An 11,039-nucleotide genomic window follows, 5' to 3' on the forward strand; every position below is an offset into this window, starting at 1 on the left:
ATTTTTGTATATAGTGTTTATTAGAACAATCCTCCCTAATTGGAACACACCTTGTTCCACATAATTAAGTTCCTAAAAATAGGACTTTTTTACTCATTTTGTCACTTTTGAGTAAATCCGACTTTTTTTTCAAAAGACTTCATAGACTTTAAGACTATAATTTCATACAATTAATGTTGCAAATAGCATATTTCGACATTATTCTAAAATCGTTATTTTTATCTTTTAAGAGGTGGATATATGAATTTATTTTCGAGTTCAATTAGTACTTTAGAACGTGCTATCGGACAAGCGACTACTAAGCAAAAAGTTATATCAAATAATATTGCAAATGTCGATACTCCTAATTATAAGGCGCAAGAGGTTCGGTTTGATTCTACATTAAATAATGAAATGCAAAAATTACAAGCGACTAAAACGAACAGCAAGCATATTGATTTTGGTGGTTCAACTACTTCCGATTATCGTATTGTTACGAATAATGATACGAGTTATCAGCAAAATGGAAATAATGTTGATATAGATAAAGAAATGACAGAAATGGCCAAAAATCAAATTCAATATAACGCGTTAATTGACCGTTTAAGCAGTAAATTTAATTCGTTAAAAACAGTTATAAAAGGTGGAAATTAATCATGTCGATCTTTCAATCTATTAATACATCTGCTTCAGCATTAACTGCTCAACGTGTTCGTATGGATGTTATTTCTTCAAATATGGCAAATATGGATACAACAAGAGGGGAGTTAGTTGATGGTGAATGGCAACCATATCGTAGGAAAATGGTTGTGACACAACCTCAAGGTAGTCAATTCTCATCTTTATTAAATAAGGCTATGGGCTCATCTGAAAATAGTAATGGTGTTAAAGTAACAGAAATTGTAGAAGATGAAACACCGTTTGAGCTAGTGTATGACCCTGAACACCCAGATGCCAATGACGAAGGGTATGTTGCTATGCCAAATGTAGACCCTTTAAAAGAAATGGTGGATTTAATAAGCAGTACAAGATCTTATGAGGCGAACGTAACGACAATGAATGCGACAAAAAGCATGCTGATGAAAGCACTAGAAATTGGAAAATAGGTGATAAATATGGTCAACGGTATAAATCCATTTCAGTTTAATACAAATGCAATTCAAACGAAAAGCAACAATAGCTTTGCAATTAATCAAACTGAAAATAAAGCTAGCTTTGCAGATTCACTAAAACAAGCGATTGAACAAGTAAATAAATCGCAAGTTGAATCAGACAAGATGACAGAGGCGCTTGCTACTGGTGCGAATGTCGAATTACACGATGTCATGATATCAGCTCAAAAGGCTAGCGTTACAATGACACTGGCAGTAGAAGTAAGGAATAAAGCGATTGAAGCTTATCAAGAAATGATGAGAATGCAAGTATAGTAATTGTTCTTATCTTAAGAACGGTTATAGGTAACTACGAAAATAGCAAATGTCATCATAACCGGGGGACTTTATGGAATGAATGAAAAATTTAAAAATACAAAAACGAAATTTTTAGAAATGTGGCAACGTAAATCAAAGATGCAAAAATCGTTAATTCTATCAGGTCTCCTATTCTTTTTCGTTTTCGCTGGAGTATTAACATATTTCCTGTCGAAACCAAACTTAGTTCCTTTATATTCGAACTTATCTCCAGCAGAAACCGGACAAATAAAGGAAACACTTGATAGTAAAGGAATACAGTCTGAGATAACGAATAATGGTTCGACGATACTTGTGCCAAAAGAGCAAGTTAATACTTTGATGGTCGAACTTGCAGCTGAAGGAGTTCCTGATTCGGGGACAATTGATTACTCATATTTTGGTAAAGATTCAGGCTTCGGAATGACTGATAAAGAATTCGATGTCATTAAGCTTAAAGCTACACAAACAGAATTGGCTAACTTAATGAAGGGGATTGAAGGAGTAAATGATGCTAAGGTTATGATAAACCTTCCTGCAGAATCCGTTTTTGTTGGAGAACAGGCGGAAGGCTCATCAGCATCGGTCGTACTCGATTTAAAACCAGGTGCACAGTTAGACCAGGATAAAGTCAATGCACTTTTTCATTTAGTTTCAAAGAGTGTACCGAATCTTACTACCGATAATATCGTTATCATGGACCAAAACTTTAATTACTACGATTTAAATAATGGCACAAATTCTACCCTTGGTGGGAGCTATGCATCACAACAAGAAATTAAATCACAAATTGAACAAGATATTCAACGTGATGTGCAAAAATTACTTGGAACAATGATTGGACAAGACAAAGTTGTTGTTTCGGTAACAACAGATATTGATTTCACACAAGAAAATCGAGAAGAAAATCTAGTTTCTCCAGTTGTTGAAGGCAGTGATGAAGGAATTGCTGTCAGTGTAGAAAGAATTACTGAAGCTTATACAGGGAATGGTGCTCAAGCTGCTGGTGGTGTTAATGGTACAGGTGAAGATGATGTCCCAGGCTACGAAGCAACAACCGAAGCAACTGGCGACGGTGATTACGAGAAAATTGAAGAACGAATCAATAATGAGGTTAATCGAATCAATAAGCAAATTGTCGAGAGCCCATATAAAATACGCGATATCGGTATTCAAGTTATGGTTGAGCCTCCAGAGCCTGATAACCCTGCATCATTTACGGCTGAAAGAGAGGCAGATATACAACAAATCCTTTCGACTGTTGTGCGGACTTCAATTAATAAAGATACAACTGAAGAACCATTAACAGATGAAGAAATAGCTGAAAAGGTTGTTGTATCTGTGCAACAATTTGATGGTAAACAAGAAATGACAGAAACGGAGTCAGCCCAAGTAATACCACTATGGGTTTACATTGTTGCGGGCGTTTTACTACTTGCCATCATCATTCTAGTCATCTTATTAGTAAGAAAAAGAAAACAAGATGATGAGGATTTCGAAGAGGACGAAGAAGATATTATCCAAGAACGAATACGTGTAAAAGATATTAATGATGAAGTAGAAACAGAGGGTACTGTTCGTAGAAAACAACTGGAAAAAATGGCTAAGGAAAAGCCAGAGGATTTTGCAAAGCTTTTACGTAGTTGGATTTCAGAGGATTAGGAGGTTAAGAACTTATGGCGAAAAAGGATAATCAAACATTAACAGGTAAGCAGAAAGCGGCCATTCTCTTAATCTCACTAGGACCAGAAGTTTCTGCATCGATTTATAAGCATCTTTCTGAAGAGGAAATCGAGAAGTTAACACTTGAAATTTCCGGAGTTAGAAAAGTAGAGGCACAGAAAAAGGAAGAAATTATTGAAGAGTTTCATGAAATAGCAATGGCTCAGGACTATATAAGTCAAGGTGGAATTGCCTATGCGAAACAAATACTTGAGAAGGCTTTAGGAGAGGATAAAGCTTCAAATATTATTCATCGCCTAACATCATCGCTACAAGTAAGACCATTTGATTTTGCTAGAAAGGCAGATCCAGCTCAAATATTAAATTTTATTCAAAATGAGCATCCACAAACAATTGCTTTAGTGCTGTCATATCTTGAGCCAGCACAATCAGGGCAAATATTATCTGAGCTGCCACAGGAATTGCAAGCAGATGTCGCAAGAAGAATCGCGATGATGGACCGAACATCACCCGAAATCATTAACGAAGTAGAGCAAATCTTAGAGCGTAAGCTTTCTTCAACGGTAACACAGGATTATACACAAACCGGTGGAATTGAAGCAGTTGTCGAGGTATTAAATGGTGTTGATCGCTCTACCGAGAGAACGATTTTAGATTCATTAGAAATACAGGATCCAGTTCTCGCAGAAGAAATTAAAAAGAGAATGTTCGTATTTGAGGATATTGTTACTCTTGATAATCGCGCAATTCAACGTGTGATCCGAGATGTCGAAAATGACGATTTAATGCTTTCTCTTAAAGTGGCTAGTGAGGAAGTTAGAGATGTTGTCTTCAAAAATATGTCAACTCGTATGGTTGATACATTTAAAGAAGAAATGGAATACATGGGACCTGTCCGTCTTCGTGACGTTGAGGAAGCACAATCTAGAATTGTAAGTGTAATTAGAAGACTTGAAGAAGCTGGTGAGATCGTCATTGCACGTGGTGGAGGAGATGATATTATTGTCTAGGCTTATAAAGTCACAATTCACCAATAAAGACGAGCAAAATAAACAGCCAATTTCGGTAGTTGGGATTAGAGAGCTGTTACAGGAAAAGTATAAAAACGAGGATTATCAAGACTCAGTAACTGCTGAGAAGTCCTCGTTTATCATTCAGTCTGCAAAAGAAGAAGCGGAACAAATGATCCATTCTGCTCGAATGCAGCAGGAGACTCTCTATAAACAAATTGAGGAAGAACGAAATTTATGGAATACAGAAAAAGCGCAATTGTTTGAGCAGACGAGACAAGAGGGTTATGCCGAAGGAATGGAGCTAGGGCGAAGAGAAGCATTGCACAAATACGAAAGCTTTATCCAGGAATCTCAGAAAATTATCGATCTGGCGAAAAAAGAATACGATGAAAAAATTCAATCTTCGGAAAATGTTATTTTAGAAATTGCGATCAAAGTAGCTGAGAAAATCATTTCCACAAAACTAAATGAATCAGCAGAAACTTTCCTTTCCTTAGTTAAACAAGGATTACATGAAGTGAAGGAATATGAAAATATTAAAATTCACATACATCCTTCAAACTATGATTATCTTTTGAGTCAAAAGGAAGAATTGAAGCAAATCGTAACAAATGAGACAGACCTTAATATGTATGCGAATGCTGAATTAAACGAAAACGATTGTTATATTGAATCATCCTTCGGGCGAATTGATATTAGTGTTGATACACAATTGGAACAATTAAAGCAGCAGTTAATACAATTGCTAGAAGGTAATGAGAGGTGAATCTCAAGTTGCGAGTTTATGACTTACTACACACAATTGACAGCTTAGATTCCTATAAACGCTACGGGAAAGTGAAAAAGGTAGTTGGCCTAATGATTGAATCAAGAGGTCCAGATAGCTCGATTGGTGATTTATGCTATATATACACTGGTGTGAATAAAACGACAAAAATTCCTGCAGAGGTTGTTGGGTTTAAGGATGAAAACGTATTGCTCATGCCATTTGAGCAAGTATCAGATATTTCACCAGGCAGTATTGTAGAAGCTACTAATAAGCCATTAATGGTCAAGGTTGGTTCTGGATTAATTGGAAAAGTAGTTGATGCATTTGGAAATCCTTTGGATGAAACTATGCTACCTAAGGGCTTATCAAATGTTCCAACAGATCAAATGCCACCAAATCCAATGAAGAGACCCCCTATAGACGAAAAGATAGAAGTTGGGGTACGTGTGATAGACAGTTTATTAACTGTTGGTAAAGGACAGCGTGTTGGTATTTTCGCAGGTAGCGGTGTTGGGAAAAGTACATTAATGGGTATGATCGCAAGAAATACAAATGCCGATATTAATATTATTGCACTTGTTGGAGAACGTGGTCGTGAGGTTAGGGAATTTATTGATAGAGATTTAGGTCCAGAAGGTCTGAAAAGATCAATTGTTATTGTTGCAACCTCTGACCAACCGGCATTGATGAGATTGAAGGCTTCCTATACCGCAACGGCAATTGCAGAATATTTTCGAGATAAGGGTCTTAGCGTTATGTATATGATGGACTCAGTTACTCGTGTAGCAATGGCGCAGCGTGAAATAGGACTTGCTGTTGGTGAACCACCAACGACAAAAGGCTATACACCTTCAGTATTTGCAATATTGCCAAAACTGCTCGAAAGAACTGGTACAAATGAACACGGATCAATTACAGCCTTTTACACTGTCTTGGTAGATGGTGATGATATGAATGAACCAATAGCAGATACGGTGCGTGGAATATTAGATGGACACATCGTTTTGGACAGGGATTTAGCAAACAAAGGGCAATTTCCTGCAATCAATGTGTTAAAAAGTATAAGTCGGGTCATGAACAATATCGTCGAGCCCGAACATCGTCAATCGTCAACTAGATTACGGGATCTCTTATCCACCTATTTAAATTCTGAAGACTTAATTAATATTGGGGCATATAAGAGAGGCTCCTCTCGAGAAATTGATGAGGCGATTAAATTTTATCCGAAAATTGTTTCTTTTCTTAAGCAAAATGTAGAAGATAAAGTGACAATCGAGCAAAGTATCCAAACACTTATCAAGCTAGTAGAAACAGGTGAAATGTCATGACGTATCAATTTCGTTTTCAAAAAATATTGGATATTAAAGAAAATGAAAAAGAGAAATCTTTAGCTGAATACAATCAATCGGTTGCAGATTTTGAAAATGTTGCGAATAAACTCTATGACTCTATGAAGCAAAAGGAAGTTTTAGAGGAAAACACGATTTCTAAGCTAAATCAAGGAATGTCCGTTCAAGAAATCAGACATTACCAACAGTTTGTAACGAATTTAGAAAAGACAATTTCCCATTATCAAAAGCTTGTTCAATTATCTCGTAAGCGGATGACAGAAAAACAAATGAAACTTATGCAGCACAATATAGAAGTGAAAAAATATGAAAAATTAAAAGAAAAACAGAAAATGAGCTACACCGCTTCAATGAATCAACTAGAGAATAAACATATGGATGACCTCTCGATTCAGTCGTATATGTATCATGGAAATTAGGTGAAAGTAGATGGAAAACGAGAAACATGAGTATGGGAAATTTCAATGGTTTATCTTTGTCATATTAATTCCAGTTCTATTCACAATCACTCTCGTCGTCGTTATTCTTTCCGTTGCAGGGGTTGATATTTTAGGTAAAACGAAAGCTGTCTTAGCGGAAGTTCCAATAGTAGAAAAGCTTTTTGACGATGAAAAAGAGAAGCAAGATAAAGGTGAAACTGTTCAATCAGACAAGGTATCTGAGGCGAATGAAGAAAATAAGAAACTGGAAAAAACGATTGAAGAGCAAACCTCAATGATTAGTGCACTTGAACAAGACGTTACGAATAAGGAAACGGAAATTCAAAAATTACAGCAAGAAATCAAGTCGCTAGAAGAGCAATTAGAAACAATTAATCAGTCTGATTCACAGGATAAAGCAAAAGATATATCAAAGTTATATGACAATATGTCCAGTAAAAAGGCCGCGGAAATCATCCCGAAGCTGAATCAAGATGATGCATTAACTATTTTAACCTCTCTAGACGATAAGCAGGTTGCTGATATTTTAGCAAAAATGACAGTCGATGATGCAGTGAAGTTTACGAGTTTATTAGCTTCACCATCTGAATAGAAGGGAGGTGAATAAATGAATGTAGCTATGATTATCCAATCCGTCAATCAAAGTGCTAACAGTATGAAAGACAGCTCAAAAACAACGAAAAGTGATTCGAAGTTCACTGATTATCTATCAGCTGTTACTTCCGTTCCGCAATCAGGAGTACCGAACGCGGAAGTTACAGACGGGGAAAATGTTGATTTTAACATTAACAAAACTTTAGAAGAAATGAAAAAGCTACTTAGTACTTATACCCTAGATGAATCAAGTCTAAACGTAGATTCATTGAAAAATTCGCTATATTCTGGAGATAATTCTGAAATTTCTCAAATGCTAATGAGTGAAGTGAGCGAATTTTTAAACAGCATACATTCTCTTGAGGACTTGTTAAAAAAAATTGAAGAATCTCCGTCAGTAATCGGGATATTATCATTAGCACAAGTAATACAAAATCTTGACATAGACATTTCGAAAAAGCAGCTACTGTCCGATTTGAATGCTATGTTAAAAAAGGAATTTCCGAGCTATCAAAGTAACGAGCCATTAGCATTTGAACAAATGGTCGATGCACTTGGGGAAATGGATTCAAGCAATAAGGCACTTTTAGAAGGTAAATTACTATTCAATAAATGGTTTTCACAAACTGATGAGTTACGGATTGAAAAGGTAGATAGCTTATTAAAAATAACAAGTCTACTCCAAGAGGTTAATCCAAAATTCATCCAAGAACCTAAATTGAAGGATACCATAACAAACCTATTATTAGAATCATCTAATGGTGAGCTTAATGAACAATTGCAAAAGGTAATTAAAAAGCTAGATATTACAACTATAAAGGATCTTTTTAAAGGCTTAAGTGACAGCATATTTGATGAATCTGTAGGAAGTACTAGACTTTTATCTTCTGAAGTTCCTAATAGTGTAAATAGTAAATCTGACCAAATGATTACGATTCAGTTAAATCCATTATCTTTAACACAAACTGATAGCTTAAGTAAAAAGGCGATTCCATCACAAGCGCGCCAGGAATTTACAAACCAACTAATCAGTGCGTTTAAAAATAGTCATTTTGCTCAATCACCTAATGGTGCAAGCCGATTAGTAATTAAACTGAATCCAGAATATCTTGGTTCATTAACCGTTAGGCTTGTACAAAAAGATGGCGAAATGGTAGCGAAAATCATGACTTCAACAAACTCTGCAAAAGAGTTGCTGGAGCATAGCCTTCAGCAGTTGAGACAAGCACTTCCTTCTGTGCAAATTGAAATAGAACGGTTCGATGTGACTGGTGATGAATCACAAAGACTTCATAGAGAACAATCAGAACAAAAGGAAAAAAATCAACAAGAAACAAATGATTCTCAGGCTGAAGACGATAGCGAAAATGAGAAAAGCTTTCTTGACGAATTAAAACAGCTCTTGAACTCTACAGGGTAAGGAGGATGAAGGATGACAACGATTGATCCGACTTTGCTTTTATCGAACAAGCAAACAACGAAGAGTACAGGTAACTCAAGTCTAGGTAAAGATGAGTTTTTAAAAATTTTAATGACTCAGCTTCAAAACCAGGACCCACTGAATCCGATGGAGGATAAAGAATTTATCGCGCAAATGGCACAGTTTTCCTCTCTTGAACAAATGACGAATATGGCTACTATGTTAGAGAAATATCTTTATTTTCAACTTCAAACTGGTGGAGATAATCTTTTACAGTATTCAGAAATGATCGGTAAACATATTGAGTGGAAAAAGTCTGACGACGAAGTAGGCGAAGGTATCGTAAAGTCAATTAAGCGAAATGACACTGGCATTATTTTAGAGCTTGATAATGGGGATGAAATTTCTAGTAGTTATGTGACTAAAGTTAGCGAATCTGATTAAAAGGTTTATAGGTTACTATGAAGATAAATTTTAATCATGTAAACAAATACACAGCAAATCTACCTAATATCAATGTAAAAGAACAAAATAATATTTCCTTTAAAGAAATATTAGCCAATCAATTAATTGATTCTCATTTAAAAATAAGCAAGCATGCCGAAGAGCGTTTAAATCAGAGAAACATCGCTCTATCTAATGAAGATTGGTCGTTAATTGAGACTAAAGTAAATGAAGCCAGACAAAAAGGTGTTAATGATTCGCTCGTTCTAATAAAAGATGCAGCTCTCATCATCAATGCGAAAAATAAAACAGTTATTACAGCGATGGGAAGAGAAGAAGTGAAATCACAAATTATTACAAACATCAATGGTGCAATCATTATTAATTAAGGCCGGACCGCATTGCGGAAGCCAATAGTTGTGGAATGAAGGAAGCAGCTATTTAAATTTATTAAAAGGGAGAGACATATATGTTACGTTCATTATACTCAGGAATAAGTGGAATGAAAAACTTTCAAACGAAATTAGACGTTATTGGAAACAATATTGCCAACGTTAATACTTACGGTTTTAAAAAGTCTCGAACAACTTTCTCAGACCTTTTTAGTCAACAAATTTCAGGTGCTGCTGGTGCTACAGCCAATTCTGCTGGGACGAATGCGAAAGAGGTAGGACTTGGTTCAAAGTTGAGCTCGATTGATACGATTCATACAACAGGTTCCACACAAATGACGAATCGAAATTTAGACCTTGCATTACAAGGTGATGGAATGTTTGTTGTTGGGACAATCAATAATCCAGGTGCAGTGAATATGGCAACAAACACAATTACAGAGCCAATTGATAATGCGATGAGTTTGAACTTTACAAGAGCAGGAAATTTCTATTTAGATGATCAAGGTTATCTTGTAACTGCTGAAGGGCTGTATGTAATTGGTGAAGCAGGTAATAAAACTGCTGATGGATTTAATGATGAGCTAAGTGGCAATGCAGGCCTAATTCAAATCCCACTAGATGCACAAAGCTTCAGTATCGGACCTGATGGTACTGTGAATTTTATTAACGCGAATGGTCAGCTAAATGTAGCAGGACAAATTCGTGTCGTAAACTTTGCAAATGAAGGTGGATTAGAGAAGGTTGGTGGTAACCTTTATCAAGAATCTGCGAACTCTGGTTCGGTTGACACTGATGGAGTTGCTGGTGTTCAACTTGCGGATCTAGCAATTGCAGGTGAAGACGGAACAGGTAAGATTGCGCAAGGTGCTTTAGAAATGTCAAACGTTGATTTATCTGAAGAATTCACAGAGATGATTGTTGCTCAACGTGGGTTCCAATCAAATACAAAAATTATCACTACATCAGATGAAATACTGCAGGAACTAATGGGATTAAAACGTTAATAAGGGGGAATGAGGCTGACTGAAATGATTTCAATTAGTCAGCCTCTAAAAGGTATGATTCAGCTAACAAAATTAAATGGGAAATCATTTACGCTTAATGCTTTGTATATTGAAGTCATTGAATCATTTCCAGATACAACAATTACTTTAACGAATGGACATAAATATGTTGTGAAAGAGCCAGAGCTTGAGGTTTATAAAAAAATTACTTCCTTTTATAAAAATATCAATGTCCTGTCAGTAAGAAAAGGCTCGGAGGTCTTGGACGATGAATAAAAAGCTGCTAAGTATTATGCTTGTCATTATTGTTTCGATTACATTAATAGGTGTAACTGCACTTGTAGTCGTAATGAAGTTCACGGGAGGAGAAGAAGAAAAGCATAAAGAGCCTTCCGCAAAAGAAGTAGTTGAAGCATCTGTAGATATTCCTGAGATAACGACAAATATATCCAGTGGCAATATCGTACGTGTTTCATTTAAAATTGAAACAGACTCTAAGAA

Annotated in this window: 15 protein-coding genes; all 15 read left to right on the top strand. The window is 35.9% G+C overall.

Features of this window, described 5'->3' with window-relative positions:
• Nucleotides 1-240: 240 nt before the first annotated feature.
• A complete protein-coding gene (flgB, locus tag HU235_RS11945) occupies nt 241-633 on the top strand; it encodes a flagellar basal body rod protein FlgB (RefSeq protein ID WP_095298239.1) in 393 nt (130 codons plus the stop codon).
• 2 nt (nt 634-635) lie between these two features.
• Nucleotides 636-1,085: a flagellar basal body rod protein FlgC gene (gene flgC / locus HU235_RS11950; RefSeq protein ID WP_095298237.1), complete on the top strand. Its 450-nt coding sequence runs from the start codon at nt 636-638 to the stop codon at nt 1,083-1,085.
• Between the two features lie 9 nt (nt 1,086-1,094).
• Complete coding sequence (gene fliE, locus HU235_RS11955; protein WP_095298235.1) at nt 1,095-1,406, top strand: flagellar hook-basal body complex protein FliE; 312 nt, start codon at nt 1,095-1,097, stop codon at nt 1,404-1,406.
• 78 nt (nt 1,407-1,484) lie between these two features.
• Nucleotides 1,485-3,089, top strand: coding sequence for a flagellar basal-body MS-ring/collar protein FliF (gene fliF / locus HU235_RS11960; RefSeq protein ID WP_145580926.1), 1,605 nt, complete (start codon nt 1,485-1,487; stop codon nt 3,087-3,089).
• 14 nt (nt 3,090-3,103) lie between these two features.
• Nucleotides 3,104-4,120 carry a flagellar motor switch protein FliG gene (fliG, locus tag HU235_RS11965; protein WP_095298230.1) on the top strand — a complete coding sequence of 339 codons (1,017 nt, stop codon included), beginning with the start codon at nt 3,104-3,106 and terminating at the stop codon, nt 4,118-4,120.
• Nucleotides 4,113-4,889: a flagellar assembly protein FliH gene (gene fliH / locus HU235_RS11970; RefSeq protein WP_174880358.1), complete on the top strand. Its 777-nt coding sequence runs from the start codon at nt 4,113-4,115 to the stop codon at nt 4,887-4,889. Before fliG ends, fliH begins: the two co-directional genes overlap by 8 nt.
• Nucleotides 4,886-6,220, top strand: coding sequence for a flagellar protein export ATPase FliI (gene fliI, locus HU235_RS11975; RefSeq protein ID WP_370877280.1), 1,335 nt, complete (start codon nt 4,886-4,888; stop codon nt 6,218-6,220). Before fliH ends, fliI begins: the two co-directional genes overlap by 4 nt.
• Nucleotides 6,217-6,660 (top strand): flagellar export protein FliJ, encoded by a 444-nt coding sequence (gene fliJ, locus HU235_RS11980; protein WP_095298226.1) that lies wholly within the window; start codon nt 6,217-6,219, stop codon nt 6,658-6,660. The genes fliI and fliJ overlap by 4 nt, the downstream gene beginning before the upstream one ends.
• A gap of 10 nt (nt 6,661-6,670) precedes the next feature.
• The gene (locus HU235_RS11985; protein ID WP_174880359.1) at nt 6,671-7,273 is read left to right on the top strand and encodes a MotE family protein; all 603 of its coding nucleotides are present in this window, start codon (nt 6,671-6,673) and stop codon (nt 7,271-7,273) included.
• A gap of 15 nt (nt 7,274-7,288) precedes the next feature.
• Complete coding sequence (locus tag HU235_RS11990) at nt 7,289-8,695, top strand: flagellar hook-length control protein FliK (RefSeq protein WP_174880360.1); 1,407 nt, start codon at nt 7,289-7,291, stop codon at nt 8,693-8,695.
• Between the two features lie 12 nt (nt 8,696-8,707).
• Complete coding sequence (gene flgD, locus HU235_RS11995) at nt 8,708-9,139, top strand: flagellar hook assembly protein FlgD (protein WP_095298221.1); 432 nt, start codon at nt 8,708-8,710, stop codon at nt 9,137-9,139.
• A 17-nt stretch (nt 9,140-9,156) separates the two neighbouring features.
• Entirely contained in the window at nt 9,157-9,528 is a 372-nt protein-coding gene (locus tag HU235_RS12000; RefSeq protein ID WP_095298220.1) for a TIGR02530 family flagellar biosynthesis protein, read from the top strand.
• An 80-nt stretch (nt 9,529-9,608) separates the two neighbouring features.
• Nucleotides 9,609-10,538, top strand: coding sequence for a flagellar basal body rod protein FlgG (gene flgG, locus HU235_RS12005; protein ID WP_095298218.1), 930 nt, complete (start codon nt 9,609-9,611; stop codon nt 10,536-10,538).
• A 54-nt stretch (nt 10,539-10,592) separates the two neighbouring features.
• The gene (locus HU235_RS12010; protein ID WP_095298302.1) at nt 10,593-10,814 is read left to right on the top strand and encodes a flagellar FlbD family protein; all 222 of its coding nucleotides are present in this window, start codon (nt 10,593-10,595) and stop codon (nt 10,812-10,814) included.
• Nucleotides 10,807-11,039: flagellar basal body-associated FliL family protein (locus HU235_RS12015; protein WP_459213470.1), on the top strand; the 233-nt coding region annotated here is incomplete at its 3' end. The genes HU235_RS12010 and HU235_RS12015, both read left to right, overlap by 8 nt.

This window comes from Metabacillus niabensis, assembly GCF_902829255.1.
In the GTDB taxonomy this organism is placed as follows: domain Bacteria; phylum Bacillota; class Bacilli; order Bacillales; family Bacillaceae; genus Metabacillus; species Metabacillus niabensis.